The sequence below is a fragment of the Methylobacterium sp. FW306-05-D genome (assembly GCF_058782155.1).
This window is the reverse complement of sequence record NZ_JBYSXL010000006.1, coordinates 88,903-109,595: the sequence shown is the minus strand read 5'-3', so window position 1 is coordinate 109,595 and position 20,693 is coordinate 88,903. Positions and strand designations below refer to the sequence as shown.

Sequence of the window (20,693 nt, the reverse complement as noted above, 5' to 3'; positions counted from 1 at the left end):
CAGAGAGGTAGGTGGTGGATGACAACATAGTCTGACCCTTTTCGGGGCCGGCGGCAGCGTTACGAGCGTCGCCGTTCGGTTCCGAACTGGGCTAGGACTAGTGCTGGCCTGGGACTTTCCGTCTGTCCGACGGTCGGATTCCTTACTGGTGCACCATACGTCAATGAGTATCACCGACTAGGCTCTTAGTCTAGCGCGAAGGCTACGCGCCAGCGAGCTTTGCTAGCGAGATGCCTAATGTCTGCCCGTCATCAACGAACTCGATTGCTTGAGCTTCAAGCGCAGCTTTGATGGCCGCAAGAGTGGCCGGGATCGGCGGCCAGCGCCCCTTCTCGTAATCTCGCCGAGGGGCGTTCCGTGCCGTCCGTCCGGAAAACTCAGTCCGGCGCGCGGATCTCGGTGTCGCGGCTGAGGGCGGCCGCCTCGGTCATCGCCGCGCGGCCCTGGCACAGGGCGGCCTGCGCATCGGGCAGGGAGTAGGGGGCGCTGCGCACCACATGGGCCGCCTGCCGGACGGTCCAGCGGTAGCGGGTGGCGTCCTCAGGGCAGGCCTCAACCTCCAGGGTGAAGGGACCCATCGCTTCGCGCGCCATCGTGACCTCCTGCGGTGCCGGGTTCAAGGGCCTCGGCGGAGGGCGGACAATCGGGGAAGTCCATCCAGTCCGTGAAGGCCTCGGCGGGGTAGCTGTGCTGGCAGGAGGCGACATGCCAGGGCCGGGGATCGCCGAGGCCCGCCGGGTCCCAGCGGATCACCGCGCGCCGGTCCGGGTCGGCCCGGTGGATCGCGATGATCCAGCGGCCGTCATGCGGGGCCCGGTCCATCGCCCTCCAGGTGCGCATCCTGTTCCTCCCCCTCCGAGGCCACAGGAACGCGCGAACCGGCCGAACCGTTCGGCATCATCCTTCCAGTCGACCCCGGCGCGACGGCCGGGGCCGGCCGCAGGCCTTCAGAGGACCGGCATCGCCCCGGCCACGGTGACGAGGGCGCCGGAGGTGTAGCTGCTCTCGGCCGAGGCCAGCATCACGTAGGCGGAGGCGAGCTCGGCCGGCTGGCCCGGGCGCCCGAACGGGACCTGGCTGCCGAAGGACTTGACCGCATCCTCGCTCATCCCGGCCGGGATGAACGGCGTCCAGATCGGCCCCGGCAGCACGCCGTTCACCCGGATGCCCTTCTCGGCCAGCAGCTGCGACAGGCTGAGCACCATGTTGCTGAGCGCGCCCTTGGTGGCGCTGTAGGCCATCAGCGAGGGCATCGGGTGCTTGGAGTTCACCGAGGAGGTGAAGATCACCGAGGCCCCGGGCTTCAGGTGGGGCAGGGCGGCCTTGGTCACGTAAAACGGCCCGAACACGTTGGTGCGGAAATGGTCCTCGAAGACCGCGTCCTCGATGGCGTCGAGGCCCTGGTTCGGCTGCTGGAAGGCGCCGTTGTTGACCAGGACGTCGAGGCGGCCGAAGGCGGCGACGGTGCGCGCCACCAGGTCGCGGCCATGGGCCGGGTCCTTGAGGTCGCCCGGCAGGAGGAGGGCGCGCCGGCCGGCCTTCTCGACCCAGCCCGCCACCGCCTCGGCATCCGCCTGCTCCTCGGGCAGGTAGGCGATCGCCACGTCGGCACCCTCGCGGGCGAAGGCGATCCCCACCGCCCGGCCGATGCCGGAATCGCCGCCGGTGATCAGCGCGGCCTGGCCCGTCAGCTTGCCAGAGCCCCGGTAGCTCGCCTCGCCGTGATCCGGCTCGGGCGACATCCGTCCGGTCTTGCCGGGAAAGCTCTGGGGCTGGGCCTCGAAGGGCGGGCGGGGATAGGTCGTCAGGGGGTTGTCGGTCACGCGGCATCTCCGATGGAATGCCGCGTCAACCGGAGCTCGCGTCGCGGCGTTCCCGGCACGCGATGCCGCGCGACCTCGACGCGATCATCCTGGCATACCGGGCGTCGCCAGGCCCGAAACGACCTCCCGCCCGAGGCCGATCCGGTGCCCGACCGCCTCGGCCGAAAACCCGATCAGCGCCCCCGCGGCGACGTCCACCGGGAAGTGCGCGCCGCGCAGGACCTGGACGACCACGACCCCGAGGGCCGCCGCCGTCGCGACGCCGCGGATCTCCGGATAGGCCCGGGTCGCGCCCGCCGCCACCGCGACGCTCAGGGCCGAATGGCCCGAGGGAAAGGACTGCCAGGGACCGACATTCGGCCCGAACCAGCCCTTCTCGTAAAGACCCTTGTCCATCAACACGTTGGGCCGGGTCCGGTGCACCACCCGCTTGATCGTCGTCTTGGTGCCCGCGGCCAGGATTCCGGCGAGCAGCATGTGCCGCCCGGCCTCCGCCAGGTGCGGATTCCGCCGCAGCACCCCGAGCGCCAGGGTGCCGGTGGAGAGGGCGAGCAGCCATTTCCAGCCGCCGGCCTCGCTCGCCGCCGCCAGCGCCCGCACCCGGCGGGTATCCTTGTCCCGGGCGAGCGCCACGCCGAGACGGATGTCCGCGGCCTCGAAGCGCCGCCCCATCCCGACCGGTCCATCCGTCATCGATCCGCCCGCCATCCGAAAGTAGCACGGCCGTAAACGCGGAGCTTGGCCGATCGTTCGCGGTGTCGTTCGCCGGCATGACCGAACGTTCTTCGCGATGCGCGCGGCGCCCGAGACTTCGCCGATACCTGAACACTTCGCCGGCCTCTCAAGATTTCGCCGGTCCCCCACGACTTCATCAATCCGCAAGACTTCGTCGCGTGCCGACTTCGGAACCGGAGACAACGCCGCGTCGTCACGCGGAATCTGCGGGATTCGTGCCGCGCCGGCCATGATCCCGTCACCTTCGCATCCGATGGCGAGGCATCACGTGACAAGCGCTTGCCGTCCTGCGGACGAGGGCGGGTCGCCACGGGGCGAGCGCATGAGGGTTGTTGGAAGCATGACGAATCGATCCACCATCGCGGGCGCCCTGCGCCGGCTGGCGCCCCTGGCCGGGCTCGTTGCCGCCGCTCTGCCGGGCCTCGCACTGGCTGCCGCCCCCAACGACGCCAGCGGCACCTGGCTCACCGAGGATGGGCGCGCCCGCATCCGCACCGAGAAGTGCGGACCGCAGAACACCAACCTGTGCGGCTACGTGGTCTGGCTGAAGGTGCCCCTCAACGACCAGGGCCAGCCCCGCATCGACTTCAAGAATCCCGATCCGAAGAAGCAGACCCGTCCGTCCCTCGGACTCCAGCTGATCATGGGCCTGAAGCCGCAGCCGGACGGCCATTACGGCGGCAAGATCTACAACGCCGACGAGGGCAAGTTCTACGACGTCACGATGTGGTCGGACCAGCCGACGGAACTGTCGGTGCGGGGCTGCCTGCTGGGCTTCCTCTGCGGCTCGCAGACCTGGAACCGGGTGAACGACGTGGTGCCGGGCCAGCTCACCGGCCCGACCAACGGTCCGGGCGGCCCCCGCGCCGATGCGGAATGGGCCCCCAAGGCGCCGGCCGCCGGGGCGGGCGCCCCCGCCGCGACCGGTACGGCCAAGACGCCGGCGCCGAAGCCGGCGGGCAAGCCCGGGGCCGCCCCGGCCGCAGCGCCCGCCGAGTAGGCCGGTGCCCCCGCGCGGAAAGAGCGCCTAAGGGGCGCGCAAGGAACTACGAAACGCCGTCGTCCCGCCTCGGGCCGGCGGCGTTTCGCGTTTCGGGTGTCCCTCAATCCACCAGGGCGGCGTAGGTCAGCACGCGCAACTCGCGCCGCAGGGGCAGGGCCGAGGAGGGGATGAGCTGCGTCAGCAGCACCACGGCGAGATCCTCGGCCGGGTCGACCCAGAAGGCGGTGCTGGCCAGCCCGCCCCACGCCACCTCGCCCGGCGTGCCGACGATCTGGGCCCGGGCCGGATCGAGCATCACCGAGACGCCGAGGCCGAAGCCGATGCCCGTATAGGCGGTCTCGGAGAAGCGCGGCTGGCCCATGGCGGCCAGGTCCCCGTCGAGGTGGTTCATCAGCATGAGGTCGACGGTCTTGCGCCCCAGCAGCCGGGTGCCCTCGAGTTCGCCGCGCCCGAGGAGGAAGCGGCAGAAGCGCATGTAGTCGGAGGCCGTCGAGACGAGGCCGCCGCCGCCCGAGGCCAGAGCCGGCGGACGGGCGAAACGGCTGCCCACCGCGTCGTCGTAGAGCTTCAGGGTGCGGTCCCGGAACAGGCTGTAATTGGCGGCCAGGCGCGGCAGCTTGTCGGCGGGCACGAAGAAGTCGGTGTCGACCATGCCGAGGGGCTCGATCACCCGCTGCCGCAGGAAATCGGCGAAGTCCTGCCCCGAGACCACGGCCACGAGGTGTCCGAGGACGTCGGTCGCCACCGAGTAGTTCCACTCGGCGCCGGGCTGGGCGAGGAGGGGCTGCCGGGCGAGGCGGCCCACCACCTCGGCGAGGCTCGCCTCCTGGGCCTCGCCGAAATCGACGCCGTTCTGGCGGTAGAGGGCATCGACGAGGGTCGCCTCCATGAAGCCGTAGGTCAGGCCGGAGGTGTGGGTCAGGAGGTCCCGGATCGTGATCGGGCGCCGCGCCGGCTCGCTGTCGAACTTCGCCCGGTTGCCGCCGGTGAGAACGCGAAGGTCCGAGAATTCCGGCAGGAAGCGCGTGATCGGGTCGTCGAGCTGGAAGCGGCCCTCCTCGTAGAGCATCATCACCGCCACCGAAGTCAGCGGCTTCGTCATCGAGTAGATGCGGGCGATGGTGTCGGGCGCGAAGGGCGTGCCGCGGGCGATGTCGGCACGGCCCTGAGCGCGGAAGAACGCGGTCTTCCCGCCGCGGGCCAGCATCACCGACAGGCCCGCGACCTTGCCGTCCTCGACAAGGCGCCGCATCCAGCCGTCGATCCGCTCCAGGCGGTCCGGGCAGAGCCCGAGGGCCCGTGGCTCGCTTGCGATCTCACCGTGCATCACACCTGCTCCGTCCCCGGCCGGCAGCGCCGCCGACCGGCCCTGGCATAGCGGCGCGGCCGGACGGCGCAAACCCTGGGGTGCACCGGCAGGCCGACGCGACCGCCCCCACGCGACATCCCGCCTCGAAGGGCACGGGAGGCTGCCCTCCCGGTGCCTGCCCTGCGGGCCGGACGCGTCCCGCGGGCCCCGCAACGCAGAGCGGAAAGCTTTGCGCTGGGCCCGTGCCCCGGTCCATGGAGGAGCCATGATCCACCTGATCTTCAGCCTGCCCTGCCTCTACGTCGTCGCCCGGGGGGTCTGGCCGCTGCCCTGGCCGCTTCCGCTCAAGCTCGGGCTCACCATGATCCTGCTGGTGGCCTCGCAGTACCACCTGTGGAGCCGCCTCTCCTCCGGCTCCGTCTTCTCGCCCGAATTTCCGCGACCCGTGGTGATGCTGTTCAGCGGGGCGTTCGGCGCGATCGTCCTCATGGCGCTCCTGCTCGTCGTGCTCGATGCCGCGGCTCTGGCCTCCCGCATCCTGCCGGGTGCCGACTGGCAGGTCTCCACCGCAGGGCGCCTGACGGCGGCGCTGACGGCCGCGGTGCTGGCGGCGGTCGCGGTCGCGCAGGCCGTGCGCGTGCCGCCCCTGAAGGACGTCACGGTCGCGGTCGCGGACCTGCCGCCCGGCTTCGAGGGCTACACGATCCTCCACCTCACCGACCTTCACATCAGCCGCCTGTTCCCCGCATCCTGGGCGCAGGCGGTGGTCGCGCGGGCCAACGGACTCGGCACGGATGCGATCCTGATCACGGGGGATTTCATCGACGGTTCGTTCGCGGCGCGGCGGGCCGACGTGGAGCCCCTGCGCGCCCTGACGGCGCGGGACGGCGTCTGGGCCGTTCCCGGCAACCACGAGTACTTCTTCGACGTCGACGCCTGGATGCGCCACTTCGCCGGCATGGGGATGCACATCCTCGCCAACACGCATGCCGTCCTGACGCGCGGCGACGACGCGCTGGTGCTGGCGGGGGTCACCGACCGCTCGGCGCCCGCCACCGGCCATCCGGGCCCCGACCTGGACGCCGCGCTGGCGGGCGCGCCCGCGGGCGCGCCGATCGTGCTGCTCGATCACCAGCCGGCGAACGCCCCCCGGGCCGCCGCCCGCGGCGTGGCATTGCAGCTGTCCGGCCATACCCACGGCGGCATGATCGTCGGGCTGGACCGGCTCGTGGCGCGGGGCAACAACGGCTTCGTCTCCGGCGCCTACGGGGTCGGCGCCATGACCCTCTACGTCAACAACGGGACCGGCCTGTGGGCCGGGTTCGCGCTCCGTCTCGGCCGCCCGTCCGAGTTGACCCGCATTACCCTGCGGCGCGCTTCCTGAAGGCGGCGACGCCTCCGGGACCGGACGGCGTCGCCCGCTCCGGGCGGGATGCCGGTGCGATCCGGTGCAGCCTTCACCACCCCCTGCTGCCGGGACCGCCCTTGAACGGGCCGACGATGCCGGGCGTGATCCAGCCGCCGTAGAACCCGCCGGGCTGCGGCGTCACCCGCGCGTCTCCGACGAAACAGGCCTCCATCGGACCGGCATAGAAGGCGATGTAGCCGGCGATCGCGGCAAAATCTGGCGTCGGGTCCGGATAGGCCCAGGCGGCGCCCTCGGCGCGGAAGCCGTCCACCGCGACGTCGTACAGGACAGCGCGTCCCTTCCACTCGCAGATGCCGGCCCGGCGGGCGGGCCCGAGCACGCCGGCCACCACATCGCCGGGCGGAAAGTAGTAGGTCGGGGGATGGCTGGTCTCCAGCACCCGGAACCCGGCGCCGGTCTCGGCGATGGTCCGGCCGGCGAGCACCACGCGCAGCCGTTCGGGAACCCGCTCGAGCCGGGGCGGACGCGGGTAGTCCCAGACGCTCTCCTCGTTCGGGCCGGGCGGCATCGGGGTGGGCCACATGCGATCGGGACCTTGCCGTGCGGGGATCGGAAGTCCGGACAGATAGGGCAGGGTGTTGCGCCCGCCCCGTGTTCCCGTCTCCGGATTTCCCCGTCCCGCGTTTTCCCCTGGCGCAGGGCATGCTAGCGCAGGCCCGGATCAGACGAAGGGACATCCCGCGTGACCGACCCGACCGCCTTCGCCCTCTATCTCGACTTCGACGGCACCCTGGTGGAGATCGCGCCCAAGCCCGACCAGGTCCGGGTCGACCCGGCCCTCGCCCCGGCCCTGGAGCGCCTGCGCGCCCGGCTCGGCGGCGCACTCGCCATCGTCACGGGCCGGCCCATCGGGGTGATCGACGATTTCCTGACTCCCGCCCGCTTCGACATCGCCGGCCTGCACGGGGTCGAGCGCCGGGTCGACGGCGTCGTCTCGGGCGGCTCCGCCGAGGATCATCCGGACCTGCGTGCCCAGGTGCCGGCCCTGCACGCGGCCGTCGCCGCCCTCGAACACGTCCTGATCGAGGACAAGGGCGCCTCCGTCGCGGTGCACTGGCGCCTCGCCACGCCGAGCGATGCGGCCGCCGCCGAGGAGGCCGTGAAGGCCGCGGCCCAGGCGCTCGGGTCCGACTACCGGCTCCAGCTCGGCAAGGCGGTCGGCGAGATCGTGCCCGCCTCCGCCACCAAGGGCCATGCCATCCGGGCGCTCGCCGAGAACCCGCCCTATGCCGGCCGGCGGGCGATCTTCCTCGGCGACGATCTCACCGACGAGAAGGCCTTCGCGGTGGTCAACGCGGAGGGCGGCGTCAGCGTCCGCATCGGCGGGGCCGAGACGATCGCCTCGCGCCGTCTCATCGATCCCGAGGACGTGCGCCGCCTGCTCTACGCCTGGGCCGACGGGGCGGAGATCGACCCCGACGCCCTGCCGGCCGCCTGAGCAGCGTCCCTCGATCGATCCCCTCAATCCCCGTTCTCTCCCGGGCTCCAGACGGAAGCGGCGCGCATGTTCGAATTTCCCGTCCTCGTCGGCGATATCGGCGGCACCAACGCCCGCTTCGCCCTGGTCCCCGAAGCGGGGGCGAAGCCGGTCCTCCTCTCACACGAGGCGACGGCCGGTCATGCCGACCCCAGCGGCGCCATCCGCGCCTCCCTGGCCAAGGGGAACGGCGCCGCGCCGCGCTCGGCCATCCTGGCGGTGGCGGCCCGGGTCGACGGACCGGCGGTCCAGCTGACCAATGCCCATTGGGTGATCGAGGGCGCCCGGATCGGACAGGATTTCGGCCTGTCGCGCTCCGTGGTCGTGAACGACTACGTGCCCGTGGCGGCGGGTGCCGCGGGGATCAGCCCCTCGGAACTGACCCCCATCGGCCCGGATCGCGAGGAGGGCCGGTCCGGGGACCAGGGCGCACGCCTCGTCCTCGGTCCCGGCACCGGATTCGGCGCGGCGGCCCTGCTGCCGGTGGGACAGCGCCTCGTCATCGTCTCCACCGAGAGCGGTCACGTCGATTTCGGGCCGAGTTCACCGGCCGAGTTCGCGCTCTGGCCGCAGCTTGAGAAGGTGGAGGGCCGCATCACCGTCGAGACCCTGCTCTCCGGGCCCGGGCTGACCCGGCTCCATGCCGGCCTGCACAGGCTCCGGACCGGTGCGGACGGGCCGCGGCTCGACCCCGCCGCGATCACCGAGGCGGGGCTCGCCGGCACCGACCCGGACGCGGCGGCCGCCCTCAACCTGTTCGCCAAGCTCCTGGGCCGCGTCTGCGGCGACCTGGCGCTCACCTTCCTGGCCACCGGCGGGGTCTATATCGGCGGCGGCATCGCGCCCCGCATCGTCGAGGTGCTTCGGCGCGGCGCCTTCCGCGCGGCCTTCGAGAACAAGCCGCCCTTCGTCGCACAGATGCAGGCGATCCCGACCAGCGTCATCGCCGTGCACGATCCGGCGCTGACGGGCCTCGCCGCCCTGGCGAGCCGGCCCGACCGGTTCGACTATCACGGCCAGGTCTGGCAGGCGCCCTGACCGGGCGCGGCGGCGGACACGTGGGCTGCTCGCGGATCGCACCGGTTCTCGCGGGCCTCGGCGCCCTCCCGGCCCTCGTGGTGGGATGGCTGCTCCTCGCCGCGCTGCTGACGGCGCGTCCGGGCGACCCGGGCCTCTATCCGGCGCCCGTCGGGGACGGCGTCGCCATCGCGCTGGTGTCGCACGGCTGGCATTCCGGCCTCGTGCTGCCGCGCGCGGCCCTGACGGGAGCGGGCAGCGGGCCGGCCCTCGCCAGCATCGCCATGCGGTTCCGGGCCTATCCGGAGATCGAGTTCGGCTGGGGCGAGGCCCGCTTCTACCGGTCGACCCCGACGCTCGCCCAGTTCGATCTCGGCCTCGCCCTCGCGGCCCTGTTCACGCCTGGGGGCCGGGACGGGGTCGTCCAGGTGGTCGGCCTGGAGCGGCCCGCCCGCGACAGCTTCCCGTATTCCGATCTCGTGCCGCTGCAGGTCTCGAAGCAGGGCCTCGCGCACCTGCTCGCGCGCCTGGAGGGAAGTTTCCGCATCGCCGACGGGCAGCCGGTGGCCGGCGGCCCGGGTCTCTACGGACCGAGCCTGTTCTACGACGGCGCGGGGCGCTTCTCCTACGCCAACGTCTGCAACCACTGGGCGGCGCGCCTGCTGAATGCCGCCGGCCTGCCCGTCACGCCGGTGCTCGACACGCACCCGGCGGGCCTGCTGCTCGACCTGCGCGCGCGGGCCGGCCTCGTGCCCCTGCCGCCAGCGGACCCGAACCTGTCCAAACCGTAATCTTCACGCCACGCCGGGGTCAGGCGGCCCCCCCTACAAACCGGATCACGGCCTGCCGATGGCGGCCCCCCGTTCCGGAGACCCCTATGACCGCTCAGCCCAACCGCCTGCGCCGCAACGCCCTCGCCTCCGTCGCCGTGGCCACCCTCGTGGCGACCGGCGCGGCCGGCGTCGGCCTGACCCAGCCGGCCACCCCGGCCTACGCCCAGTCCCTGTCCAAGAACCCGATCGAGACCCCCGACCATCCGCCGGGCTCCTTCGCCAGCGTCGTCGACAAGGTGAAGCCCGGCGTCGTCGCCGTGAAGGTGAAGCTCGACGACAGCGCCGATTCCGACGACGAGGACGGTCCCGGCCAGGGCCCGAACCAGCAGATCCCGCCGCAGCTGCGCGAGTTCTTCAAGCGCTTCGGCCAGGGCGGCCCGGGCCAGGGTGGTCCCGGCCAGGGCTTCGGTGCGCCCAAGCGCCAGGGCCAGCGCGGCGCCATGGGCTCCGGCTTCATCATCTCGGCCGACGGCTACGTCGTCACCAACAACCACGTGGTCGACAAGGCCAAGACCGTGCAGGTGACGCTGGACGACAACCGCACCCTCGACGCCAAGGTGATCGGCAAGGACCCCAAGACCGATCTCGCGCTCCTCAAGATCACCGAGGGCGGCACCTTCCCCTACGTCTCGCTCAGCAAGTCGGCGCCCCGGGTCGGTGACTGGGTGGTGGCCATCGGCAACCCGTTCGGCCTCGGCGGCACGGTGACGGCCGGCATCGTCTCGGCCCGCGGCCGCGACATCGGCGCCGGGCCCTACGACGACTTCCTGCAGATCGATGCGCCGATCAACAAGGGCAATTCCGGCGGCCCGACCTTCAACGTCGGCGGCGAGGTGGTGGGCGTGAACACCGCGATCGCCTCGCCCTCCGGCGGCAGCGTCGGCCTGGCCTTCGCCATCCCGGCCGAGACCGTGCAGGCGGTGGTCGATCAGCTCCGGGCCGATGGCAAGGTGGCGCGCGGCTACCTCGGCGTGCAGGTCCAGCCGGTGACGAAGGACATCGCCGACGGCCTCGGCCTCGACAAGGCCAAGGGCGCCCTGGTGGACCATGCCGAAGCCGGGACCCCGGCCGCGAAGGCGGGCCTGAAGTCGGGCGACGTGATCGAATCGGTCAACGGCACCCCGATCAACGACGCCAAGGAGCTGTCCCGCAAGATCGCCGGCATCAAGCCGGGGGCCAAGGTCGAGCTGACCTACCTGCGCGGCGGCAAGTCCGACACCGCGACGGTGGAACTGGGCGTCCTGCCCAACGACACCAAGGTGGCGAGCACCGACCGCGGCTCCTCGGCCAATGGACAGCCGCGGCTGGGCCTCAGCCTCGCCCCGGCCTCCGAGGTCGGTGCCGGCTCCGAGGGTGTGGCGGTGATGGAGGTCGATCCCGACGGTCCGGCCGCGGCCAAGGGCATCGAGCAGGGCGACATCATCCTCGATGTCGCGGGCTCCAGCGTCTCGCAGCCCTCGGAGGTGGCCGAGCGCGTCCGCTCCGCCGAGTCGAGCGGCCGCAAGGCGGTGCTGATGCGGGTCAAGAGCGCCAAGGGCGTCACCCGCTTCGTCGCGGTGGCCCTGAACAAGGCGGGCTGAGCCGGAGCGGGCGGCAGGCCCGCTCTCAGTCCCCCGATCGGATGCCGAAGCGCCGGTCCTCCCCCGAGGGCCGGCGCTTGCGCGTGCCGAACGGACGATCCCCGGCGGCCGGCAGCCCGCCTGCGTGGACAAGATCTCAACCCCGGGGCGGCGCCGTCCAGGCGCGGGCGCCGCCCGCGAGGTGCAGGGCCTCGCCGCCTGGCATGCCACGCAACCCTGAAGCCGCGAGCCCCGCGCCCGTGCGGGGTGACGCGGAGGGCGCGAGACGTCATGGTGCGTCCGCTTTTTCGACCGCCCGCGCGGCCCCACCCGGACCTGACCCGCCATGACGACGATCGCCGACCGCAGTACGGCCGACCTCGCGGACCTGCACGCGCAGGCCCGGAGCGCCTACGACGCCTTCAAGGCCCGGGGCCTCAAGCTCGACATGACGCGCGGCAAGCCGGCGCCCGAGCAGCTCGATCTCTCCACCGGCATGCTCGCCCTGCCGGGCAACGGCGACTACACCACCGCGGCCGGCGAGGACGCGCGCAACTACGGCGGCCAGCAGGGCCTGCCCGAGTTGCGGGCGCTGTTCTCCCATCTCATCGATGCGCCGGCCGACCAGATCGTGGTGGGCGGCAATTCGAGCCTCGCCCTGATGCACGACACCATCGTGTGGGCGCTCCTGAAGGGCGTGCCGGGCTCCGAGCGGCCCTGGTCGCAGGAGGAGGAGCCGGTCTTCCTCTGCCCGGTGCCGGGCTACGACCGCCACTTCGCCCTCTGCGAGGAGTTCGGGATCCGCATGATCCCGGTGCCGATGACGGGGCAGGGGCCCGACATGGACGTGGTCGAGGCCTTCGTCACGAACCCGGCCGTGAAGGGCATGTGGTGCGTGCCGAAATACGCCAATCCCTCGGGCGAGATCTTTTCCGACGAGACCGTCCGGCGCCTCGCGGCGATGAAGACCGGTGCGCCCGATTTCCGCCTGTTCTGGGACAATGCCTACGCGGTGCACCACCTCACCGCCGATCGCCACCCGGTGCGCGACATCCTGGCCGCCTGCGCCGAGGCCGGCCATCCGGACCGGCCCTTCCTCTACGCCTCGACCTCGAAGATCACCCTGGCGGGCGCCGGTCTCGCGGTCTTCGCCGGCTCGCCCGAGAACACCCGCTGGTTCCTGGCCCGCGCCGGCAAGCAGACCATCGGCCCCGACAAGCTGAACCAGCTGCGCCACGTACGCTTCCTGCGCGACGCCGCCGGCCTCCAGGCCCACATGGACGCCCACCGCGCCCTGATCGCACCGAAGTTCGCGGCCGTGCAGGAAGCCCTGGAGCGGCATCTCGCCGGCACCGGCGCGGCGCGCTGGACCCGTCCGGAAGGCGGCTACTTCATCACCGTCGAAGCCCGCGAAGGGACGGCCACCGAGGTGGTCCGGCTCGCCAAGGAGGCCGGCATCGCCCTGACCCCGGCCGGGGCGACCTCGCCCTACGGCCGCGACCCGCAGGACAGCGTCCTGCGCCTCGCGCCGACCTTCCCGAGCCTCGGCGACGTGACGAAGGCGGCCGAGGGCATCGCCCTCTGCATCCTTCTTGCATCCCTGGAGGCCGAGCGTCGGGTTCGCGCGCGCCCGGCGGCCTGAACTCCTGTCGCAATCCGGAAACGTCCGCGCCGGATCATGCGGCGCGTATCCGGGAGGTGACGCGATGACGACCCCGAAGACGGTGACCGCGAGGCGGTTACAGTGCACCGGCGCGCAGGTCCTGCCCGGCCTGGCCCTCTGCCTCCTCCTCGTCGAGACGGCCCCGGCCCAGGCGCGCACCGCCTGGGCGTCCGGCACCTTCGTCTATGCCGACCTCTGCACCCTGAAGGAGACCGGTGCGCGCAGCGGCCAGCGGATCATCCTGCGTCGCTCGCCGAACGGCGACGGACTGACCTATGAGGGGGCCGAGCAGTCCGGTCCCCGCGCGGCCGCAGACATGACGCTCGACGACGCCACCAAGGCGATCAGCTTCGCGGTGAAAACCGAAGCCGGGCCGCTCCACTTCCAGGGCGTCGCCGGTGTCGATGCGCTCACCGGGACCTTCGAGGACGAGGTCGGTGCCCATCCGGTTCACCTGCCCCGGGTCCTGCGCTCCCACGCCCACGAAGCCTGCCAGGGCGAAACCACGGGTTCGATCGGTCCGCGGCGGTAGGCGGTGGGCGGTGGACGTCCCCTGCGCTAGATCGACCCCATGACGCTTTCCTCCCGGCTCGCCGCGATCCTGCTTCCCCTGGCCCTCGGCGCCGCGGCGCCCGCGGCGGCGGTCGATGCCTGCGATGCCCTCACGGCGCGGATGATCCGGGCCACCGGCGCGTCGCTTGCCGGGCGCGAGGGGACCCAGGCCGTGTTCCGCGCGGCCGATGCCGAGCGGATGAGCCTCGACTGCCGGATGCGCCGAATGGTCTTCTCGGCCCTGGAGCGCGAGCCGGGTCGCCGCTATTACGAGGTGATCGGCCGCGCCGCCGGGGCGCTGGCCGGCGCGAAGCCCGAGGCGGTCGAGGCCCTCGCCCTCGCCCTGCATCAGGAGGCCCTGGTGACGGGGCTGCCGCAGCGGGGCCTCGCGGGCCGTGCCGCCCTGCGGTGCGAGACCGCCCCCGACGCCGATCCCTTCGCCTCGCCGCGCAGCCGCTGCGTGCTGGTGCCGAGCACCCGGAGCGTGCTTCGCCGTCGCGCCGGCCTTCCCGCGGGCGCCCGGCCGGGCTAGACCGGGCGCCATGCCCGAGAGTTCTCCTTCCGCTCCCACCGTCAGCGCCGGTTCGGTCGCCTTCGCGAATCACCTGCCCTTCGCGCTCATCGCCGGCCCGTGCCAGCTCGAGAGTCGCGACCACGCGATCGAGATCGCCGACGCCCTCAAGGCGATGACCGACCGGCTCGGGATCGGCCTCGTCTTCAAGGCGTCGTTCGACAAGGCGAACCGGACCTCGGGCACCACCGCCCGCGGGCTCGGCCTGGCGGGAGCGCTTCCGATCTTTTCGGAGATCAAGGAGCGCTTCGGCCTGCCCGTCCTCACCGACGTGCACGAGGCGGCGCAATGCGCCCCCGCGGCCGAGGTGATCGACGTGCTCCAGATCCCGGCCTTCCTCTGTCGTCAGACCGACCTGCTGCTCGCGGCGGCCGCCACCGGGCGGGTGGTGAACGTGAAGAAGGGCCAGTTCCTGGCGCCCTGGGACATGGCGCACGTGGCCGCCAAGGTGACGGGCGCGGGCAATCCCAACGTCCTGGTGACCGAGCGCGGCGCCTCGTTCGGCTACAACACCCTGGTCTCCGACATGCGCAGCCTGCCGATCATGGCCCGGGTCACGCACGGCGCTCCTGTGGTGTTCGACGCGACCCACTCGGTGCAGCAGCCGGGCGGGCAGGGCGCCACCTCCGGCGGGCAGCGGGAGTTCGTCGCCGTGCTGGCCCGGGCCGCCGTGGCGGTGGGCGTCGCCGGCCTGTTCATCGAGACGCATCCCGATCCGGACCATGCCCCGTCCGACGGCCCGAACATGGTGCCGTTGAAGGCGATGCCGGCGCTGCTCGCCGAGTTGCAGGCCTTCGATCGCTTGGCCAAGGCGCGACCGGCCGGCTAGGCCCTCCGGGGCAAGCCGGGCTCCGGCGCGCGGATCGGCAAATCCAGGCGGGGCGGAGCGGGAGGCCGTCGGACCGGATCGATTCACCAAGACGCATGATCCGGGCGCTGCGTCGCGTGCCCGATGGGGCTTCCGGGAACGATCGCGTCGGCGTGGCGTTGGAATATCCAATACGTCCTCGAATGCCGAAGGATACCATGCGCAAGCTCGCCCTCGTCTCCGCTCTGACCCTCTCGCTCGGCGGCCTCGCCGCCGCGACCTCGGCCGAAGCCGGCCCGCGCGGCCACGGCTATGGCCATGGCGGCTACGGCCACGGGCATGTCTATGGCGGTCGCGGCTATGGTCGTGGCTACGCCTATGGCGGCCGCCGTCGTGGGATCGGAACCGGCGCGGCCGTCGGCCTCGGCATCGCCGGCCTCGCGGCCGGTGCGATCGCCGCCGGTGCGGCCCGTGACGCCTATTATCGTGACGGCTATGCCCGCCCGGCCTACGGCTACGGTGCGCCGGCCTACGGTTACGGCTACTAAGCCTTCCGTTCCCGTCTTTCAGGAGGGCAGTCGGCGCGAGCCGGCTGCCCTTTCTCATGGGTGGCGGATGTCTCCGGCCAGGGGGCTATACCTCTCCCACAGGCGAAATCGAAGGTTGCAGAACCACCGGATCGGTTGCATGGAATGGTGCCGTGCAGACCACCCGGGCGGCCGTCGATGCCAATCCTTCTCGCGGTCGCGAGCCTTCTCATCACGGGGCTGACCTACTGGCTCCGCTACGGCGACGGGTGGGCTCATCTCGATCACGCCTTGCACGACTGGCGCAGGCGCCGGCGACTCAGGTCCAGCGACCTTCAAACCCGCCTCGCGCCATTGAAATCTCTGCGGGACCCAGCGGATGCCGCAGGCGTTCTGATGATGCTGGTCGCTCGCAAGCGAGGCCTGCCGACACCCGAACAGGAGAATGAGATACTGTCTCGAATGCGTTCAGTGACCGAAGCGTCGCAAGAGGACCTCGCCGCACGGATGGCGGTGTTTCGCCATGCGGCGGACCAGGCCCCGGAGACGTGGGCGGTCATCGAGACCCTGGCCCCGCTCCTGAAAGACCAGCTTACGCGATTCGAGACCGCAGAACTCGTCGACATGTTGCGGACGGTCGGGTCCGTCCATGCGGGCCCGACGGAGGCGCAGGGCGAGCTCATCGAGCAGCTTCGACGCGCTCTCGTCGAGGACCGATAGGTCCGATACGGACCGCTCAGCGTGCCCGATAGGGCGGAACGCCGGGATCGGGGAGCCAGACGGACTTCAACGGCTCGCCCGTCTGCCAGAACACGTCGATGGGAATGCCGCCGCGCGGGTACCAGAAGCCGCCGATCCGCAGATAGCGCGGCGCCAGCAACTCCGTCAGGCGCAGGCCGATGCCCACCGTGCAATCCTCGTGGAAAGCCCCGTGATTGCGGAAGGCCGTCAGATAGAGCTTCAGCGACTTCGACTCGACCAGCCATTGATCCGGCACGTAGTCGATCACCAGGATCGCGAAATCCGGCTGGCCGGTGACCGGGCAGAGCGACGTGAATTCCGGCACCGTGAAGCGGGCGAGATAGTCGGTCCCGGGATGGGGGTTCGGCACGCGGTCGAGGCGGGCCTCGTCCGGACTGCCGGGCAGGGGCGTCATCTGTCCGAGTTGCAGACTCTCGGCGCCTGAAGGCGGTTGCGTCATGGGCAAAATCTTCCGGAGGCGGGACGCGGACCTCGTCGCGAGCGTCAGGCCTTATGCCAAAATCCAACCAATTCGCCACCCAAGTGTCGTCGGCGAGTGGCAGGCGCGGGGTCCGCGTGCCATATGGGGGGCATGAGCGACGATAACACGGCCACCTACCCCTACACCCTGGAGATCCAGCCGCCCAAGGCGCCGGGCAGTCCATACCAGTGGGCGATTCGCCGGAAGGGGAAGCTGATTCAGCGCTCCGACCGCAATCATCCCACGGAGGCCAAGGCCCGGGAGAACGGGATGGCGCAGATCGAACTGCTCCTGTCGGGCGCCGGCGACCGCTGACGCGATCCGGCCCGGACCGGATGCGGGAGAATCTGTCGGCCCGGAGGTGACAGGCTACCAAGGGCGCTTGCCGGACGCGAGGCGTTGGCGGATAAGCCTCGGCGGGATCACCCATCCCGGACGCGGCCACATGGGCATCGTCCGGGACGGACCCGGCCTCATGCGGATTGAGGCCTCGACAAGCCGAAACGTCCGGAAGGCGCCTGCATGACCGCGATCACCAACATCGCCGCCCGCGAGATCCTCGACAGCCGGGGCAACCCGACCATCGAGGTCGACGTGCTGCTCGAGGACGGTTCCTTCGGCCGTGCGGCCGTTCCGTCGGGCGCCTCCACCGGCGCGCACGAGGCGATGGAACTGCGCGACGGCGACAAGGGCCGTTACGGCGGCAAGGGCGTGCGCAAGGCGGTCAATGCCGTGCAGTCCGACATCCTCGACGCCATCGGCGGCATGGATGCCGAGGACCAGATCGCCATCGACGAGGCGATGATCGAGCTCGACGGCACGCCGAACAAGAGCCGCCTCGGCGCCAACGCGATCCTCGGCGTCTCGCTGGCTGTCGCCAAGGCGGCCGCCGAGACCGCGGGCCTGCCGCTGTACCGCTACATCGGTGGAACGCAGGGCCGGGTGCTCCCCGTGCCGATGATGAACATCATCAACGGCGGCGCGCATGCCGACAACCCGATCGACTTCCAGGAATTCATGATCATGCCGGTGGGCGCGTCCTCGCTCGCCGAGGCCGTGCGCATGGGCGCCGAGGTGTTCCACACCCTGAAGGGTGCCCTCAAGAAGGCCGGCCACAACACCAACGTGGGCGACGAGGGCGGCTTCGCCCCGAACCTGCCCTCGGCCGAGGCCGCCCTCGACTTCGTGATGCAGTCGATCCAGGCCGCCGGCTTCAAGCCCGGCACCGACATGGTCCTGGCCCTCGACTGCGCCGCCACCGAGTTCTTCAAGGACGGGGCCTACCACTACGAGGGCGAGGGCCAGACCCGCGATATCGAGGCGCAGGTCGCCTACCTCGCCGGCCTGGTCGACGCCTACCCGATCCTGTCGATCGAGGACGGCATGTCCGAGGACGACTGGGAGGGATGGAAGCTGCTCACCGACCGGGTCGGCAACCGGTGCCAGCTCGTGGGCGACGATCTCTTCGTCACCAACGTGACGCGCCTGTCGCGTGGCATCGCCGAGCAGACTGGCAACTCCATCCTGGTCAAGGTCAACCAGATCGGCTCGCTCACCGAGACGCTGGCGGCCGTCGATATGGCCCAGCGCGCCGGCTACACCGCCGTCATGTCCCACCGCTCCGGCGAGACCGAGGACTCGACCATCGCCGACCTCGCGGTCGCGACGAATTGCGGGCAGATCAAGACCGGCTCGCTGGCCCGGTCGGACCGGTTGGCCAAGTACAACCAGCTGATCCGCATCGAGGAGGGCCTCGGCTCCCAGGCCCTGTATGCCGGCCGCAACGCCCTCAAGGCCCTCGCCCGCCGCTGACGCCGGCCCCTGAGGGAATTCGACACGGCCGCGGAGCGATCCGCGGCCGTGGCGCGTCGTGGGCAGCGCCCTATCTCCCGGAGATGTCCACGCTCCAGACCGCGACTCCCGCGCTGACGGTCTATTACGACGGTGCCTGCCCCCTCTGCGCCGCCGAGATCTGGCTGTACCGGCGCTCCGAAGGCGCCGAGCGGGTCGCCTGGATCGATGTCGGTGCCGAGGGTCCGGCGGAACTCGGGTCCGGCCTCACGCGGGATGCGGCCCGAGCCCGCTTCCACGTCCGGCACCCCGATGGCGCCCTGGTCTCGGGCGCCGCCGGCTTCGCCGCGCTCTGGTCCGTCCTGCCGCGCTGGCGCCTCCTCGCGCGCCTCGCCCGCCTGCCGGGCGCGCTCCGTTTGGGCGAGATGGCCTACCGTGTCTTTCTGCCGATGCGGCCCTGGATCGCCCGGTTCGTTCGGGTCGGTGGACCACGCTGCGACAAGGCTTGCGGATAGGGCACCTGCGGGCGCAGGAGCAGGGCTCACTCCGTCGAGGCGGCGCATGCTCAATCCCATCCACGCCTTCTGGCTCCGGCCGCGCCTCCTCGTCAGCGTCGGGCTCACCCTGGTGCTCGCCCTGGTCCTGCCCTTCGCCGACCTGTCGGTTCGGCTCCTGATCGGCTGGTGCCTCGGCGTCCTCGTCTATTGCGGGCTCATCGTCGGCAAGGCGGCCCATCAGTCGCAGGATTCCCTGCGGGCGGAGGCCTCGCGCCTCGACGACAGCGCCTTCACGGTCTCCCTCTTCGCGATCCTGGCGGCGGCGGCGAGCTTCGGTGCCGTGGCCATGCTCGTCCTCGGCGGCAACGGCAGCGAGGCCTATCGCCTGAGCCATCTGGCCCTCGCCGCCGCGACCATGATCTGCGCCTGGCTCTTCGTGCAGGTCGTGTTCACGGTGCACTACGCGCACCTCTATTACGGCGCCGACGACGACACCTCCCGCGGCGGCCTGGACTTCAACGGCGACGCGAATCCGGACTTCTGGGATTTTTTCTATTTCTCCGTCACCATCGGGGCGACGTCCCAGACCTCGGACACCGACATCACCAGCAAGGCGATGCGCCGGGTGGCGACGGTGCAGACGATCTACGCCTATTTCTTCAACACCAGCGTCCTGGCGCTGGCGATCAACATGGCGGCGGGGGTCGCGCAGCATTGAGCGCGCAACCGCGGTGCCGGCCCTCAGGGCGCGGCCTCCAGGGCCTCCCGGGCGTCCGTATGATCCTCCGCCGTGGCCTCCGGCGCCGCCTGCCGGTGCGGGGCCTGCTCGCTGCGGCACAGGCTGATGAGGATCGGGAAGTGGTCGGACTGGATAGGGCCCAGGCGCTCGATCCGGCCGAGGAGAAAGTCGTCGCTGAAGAAGATGTGGTCGAGGGGCCAGCGCAGCAGCGGCCATTTCGCGTTGAAGGTTGGGTAGAGACCGCGCCCGATGCGTGGGTCGAGGAGCCCGCTGATCCGCTGGAAGAGGTCGTTCGTCCTGGACCAGGCGACATCGTTGAGGTCGCCCGCGACCACCGCCGGACGACCCTCCGCCTTCACCTCGCGGGCCACCAGGACGAGTTCGGCGTCGCGCGCGGCACTGCTCTGGCCCGGATGGGGCGGGCGCGGATGCACCCCGAAGAAGGTGAAGGTCTGGCCCGAGCGCAGGGTCACGCCGGTGCGGACGGAGGGGACGTCCTCCTCCAGGAGGAAGCGCACCTGCGGGTCCGTGAGGACGAGCTTGGAATAGAACATCAGGCCGTAGGTGTTGCCCTGGGGCTGGGCCAGCACGTGGGGATAGCGCGCCCGCAGGGGTTCGAGCGCCTGCGCCCAGGCCGCATCGGTCTCGACGAGCAGCAGCAGGTCGGGATCCCGCGCCGCGACGAGTTCGAGGATCGGTGCGTAGGCGCGGTTGGACTCGAGCACGTTGGCGATCATGATCGACACGCCGGCTTCGGAGCGGCAGGCCCCCGGCTCGGCCGCGACCGCCTGCGGCGAGACCAGCCGCGTGAACGGGTAGATGCAGGCCACCTGGTAGGCTAGGGCTGCGAGGAGGCCCGCGGCGAGCGTCACCCCGGTGGCGTCGCGAGCCACGAGCAGCAGGCCCAGGACCACCGGCACGATCAGGGCCGCAATCTGCAGTCGCGGGAAATCGAAGGTGCGGATGAAGCCGGAATTGCTGGGAATGAACGGCAGCAGCGTCGCCACCACGAGCAGCATCCCGAAGGCCTTCAGGCCGAGTGCCATCCACGTCCCCGCCACACGTCGTCTCCCGTGCCGTCGCCGGCACCCCGTGGCCAAGCCTTGCGGAACGCCCGAGGTCCGGAATGGTGCCCGCA

23 protein-coding genes are annotated in these 20,693 nt (G+C 71.3%); 16 read left to right on the top strand and 7 right to left on the bottom strand.

Annotated features, from left to right (window positions below):
* Positions 1 to 377: 377 nt before the first annotated feature.
* From AC3WLN_RS04505 to AC3WLN_RS04495, 3 genes are all read right to left on the bottom strand, one after another.
* On the bottom strand, positions 378 to 593 hold the full coding sequence (locus AC3WLN_RS04505) for a hypothetical protein (RefSeq protein WP_492479863.1): 216 nt from the start codon (positions 591 to 593) through the stop codon (positions 378 to 380).
* Positions 594 to 947: 354 nt separating this feature from the next.
* Positions 948 to 1,823, bottom strand: coding sequence for an SDR family oxidoreductase (locus tag AC3WLN_RS04500; protein ID WP_492479861.1), 876 nt, complete (start codon positions 1,821 to 1,823; stop codon positions 948 to 950).
* 84 nt (positions 1,824 to 1,907) lie between these two features.
* Positions 1,908 to 2,516, bottom strand: coding sequence for a phosphatase PAP2 family protein (locus AC3WLN_RS04495; RefSeq protein WP_492479859.1), 609 nt, complete (start codon positions 2,514 to 2,516; stop codon positions 1,908 to 1,910).
* A 382-nt stretch (positions 2,517 to 2,898) separates the two neighbouring features.
* Between AC3WLN_RS04495 and AC3WLN_RS04490 the strand changes: the two genes are divergently transcribed.
* Positions 2,899 to 3,558: a DUF2147 domain-containing protein gene (locus AC3WLN_RS04490; protein ID WP_492479858.1), complete on the top strand. Its 660-nt coding sequence runs from the start codon at positions 2,899 to 2,901 to the stop codon at positions 3,556 to 3,558.
* Positions 3,559 to 3,661: 103 nt separating this feature from the next.
* Here AC3WLN_RS04490 and AC3WLN_RS04485 read toward each other — a convergent pair whose 3' ends face one another.
* On the bottom strand, positions 3,662 to 4,888 hold the full coding sequence (locus tag AC3WLN_RS04485; protein WP_492479856.1) for a serine hydrolase domain-containing protein: 1,227 nt from the start codon (positions 4,886 to 4,888) through the stop codon (positions 3,662 to 3,664).
* A gap of 247 nt (positions 4,889 to 5,135) precedes the next feature.
* Between AC3WLN_RS04485 and AC3WLN_RS04480 the strand changes: the two genes are divergently transcribed.
* Positions 5,136 to 6,254 (top strand): metallophosphoesterase, encoded by a 1,119-nt coding sequence (locus AC3WLN_RS04480; RefSeq protein ID WP_492479854.1) that lies wholly within the window; start codon positions 5,136 to 5,138, stop codon positions 6,252 to 6,254.
* 73 nt (positions 6,255 to 6,327) lie between these two features.
* Here AC3WLN_RS04480 and AC3WLN_RS04475 read toward each other — a convergent pair whose 3' ends face one another.
* Complete coding sequence (locus tag AC3WLN_RS04475; RefSeq protein ID WP_492479852.1) at positions 6,328 to 6,822, bottom strand: DUF427 domain-containing protein; 495 nt, start codon at positions 6,820 to 6,822, stop codon at positions 6,328 to 6,330.
* Positions 6,823 to 6,981: 159 nt separating this feature from the next.
* Between AC3WLN_RS04475 and otsB the strand changes: the two genes are divergently transcribed.
* The 10 genes from otsB (at position 6,982) to AC3WLN_RS04425 (ending at position 16,026) form a co-directional block, all read left to right on the top strand.
* Entirely contained in the window at positions 6,982 to 7,737 is a 756-nt protein-coding gene (gene otsB / locus AC3WLN_RS04470; RefSeq protein ID WP_492479850.1) for a trehalose-phosphatase, read from the top strand.
* A gap of 66 nt (positions 7,738 to 7,803) precedes the next feature.
* Positions 7,804 to 8,814, top strand: coding sequence for a glucokinase (locus AC3WLN_RS04465; protein ID WP_492479848.1), 1,011 nt, complete (start codon positions 7,804 to 7,806; stop codon positions 8,812 to 8,814).
* Positions 8,815 to 8,834: 20 nt separating this feature from the next.
* On the top strand, positions 8,835 to 9,584 hold the full coding sequence (locus tag AC3WLN_RS04460) for a DUF2459 domain-containing protein (RefSeq protein WP_492479846.1): 750 nt from the start codon (positions 8,835 to 8,837) through the stop codon (positions 9,582 to 9,584).
* Positions 9,585 to 9,670: 86 nt separating this feature from the next.
* Entirely contained in the window at positions 9,671 to 11,206 is a 1,536-nt protein-coding gene (locus tag AC3WLN_RS04455; RefSeq protein ID WP_492479844.1) for a Do family serine endopeptidase, read from the top strand.
* 325 nt (positions 11,207 to 11,531) lie between these two features.
* Positions 11,532 to 12,827, top strand: a complete 1,296-nt coding sequence (locus AC3WLN_RS04450; protein WP_492479842.1) for an aspartate aminotransferase type Ic — start codon at positions 11,532 to 11,534, stop codon at positions 12,825 to 12,827.
* Between the two features lie 64 nt (positions 12,828 to 12,891).
* Positions 12,892 to 13,380 (top strand): hypothetical protein, encoded by a 489-nt coding sequence (locus AC3WLN_RS04445; protein WP_492479840.1) that lies wholly within the window; start codon positions 12,892 to 12,894, stop codon positions 13,378 to 13,380.
* A gap of 39 nt (positions 13,381 to 13,419) precedes the next feature.
* Positions 13,420 to 13,932 (top strand): hypothetical protein, encoded by a 513-nt coding sequence (locus AC3WLN_RS04440; protein WP_492479838.1) that lies wholly within the window; start codon positions 13,420 to 13,422, stop codon positions 13,930 to 13,932.
* A gap of 10 nt (positions 13,933 to 13,942) precedes the next feature.
* Positions 13,943 to 14,800 carry a 3-deoxy-8-phosphooctulonate synthase gene (gene kdsA / locus AC3WLN_RS04435; RefSeq protein WP_492479836.1) on the top strand — a complete coding sequence of 286 codons (858 nt, stop codon included), beginning with the start codon at positions 13,943 to 13,945 and terminating at the stop codon, positions 14,798 to 14,800.
* Positions 14,801 to 14,997: 197 nt separating this feature from the next.
* Positions 14,998 to 15,327: a hypothetical protein gene (locus AC3WLN_RS04430; RefSeq protein ID WP_492479834.1), complete on the top strand. Its 330-nt coding sequence runs from the start codon at positions 14,998 to 15,000 to the stop codon at positions 15,325 to 15,327.
* Positions 15,328 to 15,504: 177 nt separating this feature from the next.
* The gene (locus AC3WLN_RS04425) at positions 15,505 to 16,026 is read left to right on the top strand and encodes a hypothetical protein (RefSeq protein WP_492479832.1); all 522 of its coding nucleotides are present in this window, start codon (positions 15,505 to 15,507) and stop codon (positions 16,024 to 16,026) included.
* A 16-nt stretch (positions 16,027 to 16,042) separates the two neighbouring features.
* On the opposite strand, the gene queF is transcribed toward AC3WLN_RS04425, so the two are convergent.
* Positions 16,043 to 16,507: a preQ(1) synthase gene (gene queF, locus AC3WLN_RS04420; RefSeq protein ID WP_492479830.1), complete on the bottom strand. Its 465-nt coding sequence runs from the start codon at positions 16,505 to 16,507 to the stop codon at positions 16,043 to 16,045.
* Positions 16,508 to 16,639: 132 nt separating this feature from the next.
* On the opposite strand from queF, the gene AC3WLN_RS04415 reads away from it, so the two are divergent.
* From AC3WLN_RS04415 to AC3WLN_RS04400, 4 genes are all read left to right on the top strand, one after another.
* On the top strand, positions 16,640 to 16,843 hold the full coding sequence (locus AC3WLN_RS04415; protein WP_055951167.1) for a hypothetical protein: 204 nt from the start codon (positions 16,640 to 16,642) through the stop codon (positions 16,841 to 16,843).
* Positions 16,844 to 17,050: 207 nt separating this feature from the next.
* Positions 17,051 to 18,340, top strand: a complete 1,290-nt coding sequence (eno, locus tag AC3WLN_RS04410) for a phosphopyruvate hydratase (RefSeq protein ID WP_463777442.1) — start codon at positions 17,051 to 17,053, stop codon at positions 18,338 to 18,340.
* A gap of 83 nt (positions 18,341 to 18,423) precedes the next feature.
* On the top strand, positions 18,424 to 18,834 hold the full coding sequence (locus tag AC3WLN_RS04405) for a thiol-disulfide oxidoreductase DCC family protein (RefSeq protein WP_492479828.1): 411 nt from the start codon (positions 18,424 to 18,426) through the stop codon (positions 18,832 to 18,834).
* Between the two features lie 46 nt (positions 18,835 to 18,880).
* Positions 18,881 to 19,534 carry a DUF1345 domain-containing protein gene (locus AC3WLN_RS04400; RefSeq protein WP_492479826.1) on the top strand — a complete coding sequence of 218 codons (654 nt, stop codon included), beginning with the start codon at positions 18,881 to 18,883 and terminating at the stop codon, positions 19,532 to 19,534.
* A 23-nt stretch (positions 19,535 to 19,557) separates the two neighbouring features.
* Here the strand turns inward: AC3WLN_RS04400 and AC3WLN_RS04395 are convergent, their stop codons facing one another.
* Positions 19,558 to 20,601 carry an endonuclease/exonuclease/phosphatase family protein gene (locus AC3WLN_RS04395; RefSeq protein ID WP_492479824.1) on the bottom strand — a complete coding sequence of 348 codons (1,044 nt, stop codon included), beginning with the start codon at positions 20,599 to 20,601 and terminating at the stop codon, positions 19,558 to 19,560.
* Positions 20,602 to 20,693 lie beyond the last annotated feature (92 nt).

Coding starts and splice junctions, on each gene's coding strand:
- AC3WLN_RS04505 (WP_492479863.1), bottom strand. CDS start 593: ATGGCGCGCGAAGCGATGGGTCCCTTCACCCTGGAGGTTGAGGCCTGC.
- AC3WLN_RS04495 (WP_492479859.1), bottom strand. CDS start 2,516: ATGACGGATGGACCGGTCGGGATGGGGCGGCGCTTCGAGGCCGCGGAC.
- AC3WLN_RS04490 (WP_492479858.1), top strand. CDS start 2,899: ATGACGAATCGATCCACCATCGCGGGCGCCCTGCGCCGGCTGGCGCCC.
- AC3WLN_RS04485 (WP_492479856.1), bottom strand. CDS start 4,888: ATGCACGGTGAGATCGCAAGCGAGCCACGGGCCCTCGGGCTCTGCCCG.
- AC3WLN_RS04480 (WP_492479854.1), top strand. CDS start 5,136: ATGATCCACCTGATCTTCAGCCTGCCCTGCCTCTACGTCGTCGCCCGG.
- AC3WLN_RS04475 (WP_492479852.1), bottom strand. CDS start 6,822: ATGTGGCCCACCCCGATGCCGCCCGGCCCGAACGAGGAGAGCGTCTGG.
- AC3WLN_RS04465 (WP_492479848.1), top strand. CDS start 7,804: ATGTTCGAATTTCCCGTCCTCGTCGGCGATATCGGCGGCACCAACGCC.
- AC3WLN_RS04455 (WP_492479844.1), top strand. CDS start 9,671: ATGACCGCTCAGCCCAACCGCCTGCGCCGCAACGCCCTCGCCTCCGTC.
- AC3WLN_RS04450 (WP_492479842.1), top strand. CDS start 11,532: ATGACGACGATCGCCGACCGCAGTACGGCCGACCTCGCGGACCTGCAC.
- AC3WLN_RS04445 (WP_492479840.1), top strand. CDS start 12,892: ATGACGACCCCGAAGACGGTGACCGCGAGGCGGTTACAGTGCACCGGC.
- AC3WLN_RS04440 (WP_492479838.1), top strand. CDS start 13,420: ATGACGCTTTCCTCCCGGCTCGCCGCGATCCTGCTTCCCCTGGCCCTC.
- kdsA (WP_492479836.1), top strand. CDS start 13,943: ATGCCCGAGAGTTCTCCTTCCGCTCCCACCGTCAGCGCCGGTTCGGTC.
- AC3WLN_RS04430 (WP_492479834.1), top strand. CDS start 14,998: ATGCGCAAGCTCGCCCTCGTCTCCGCTCTGACCCTCTCGCTCGGCGGC.
- AC3WLN_RS04425 (WP_492479832.1), top strand. CDS start 15,505: ATGCCAATCCTTCTCGCGGTCGCGAGCCTTCTCATCACGGGGCTGACC.
- queF (WP_492479830.1), bottom strand. CDS start 16,507: ATGACGCAACCGCCTTCAGGCGCCGAGAGTCTGCAACTCGGACAGATG.
- AC3WLN_RS04415 (WP_055951167.1), top strand. CDS start 16,640: ATGAGCGACGATAACACGGCCACCTACCCCTACACCCTGGAGATCCAG.
- eno (WP_463777442.1), top strand. CDS start 17,051: ATGACCGCGATCACCAACATCGCCGCCCGCGAGATCCTCGACAGCCGG.
- AC3WLN_RS04405 (WP_492479828.1), top strand. CDS start 18,424: ATGTCCACGCTCCAGACCGCGACTCCCGCGCTGACGGTCTATTACGAC.
- AC3WLN_RS04400 (WP_492479826.1), top strand. CDS start 18,881: ATGCTCAATCCCATCCACGCCTTCTGGCTCCGGCCGCGCCTCCTCGTC.
- AC3WLN_RS04395 (WP_492479824.1), bottom strand. CDS start 20,601: ATGGCACTCGGCCTGAAGGCCTTCGGGATGCTGCTCGTGGTGGCGACG.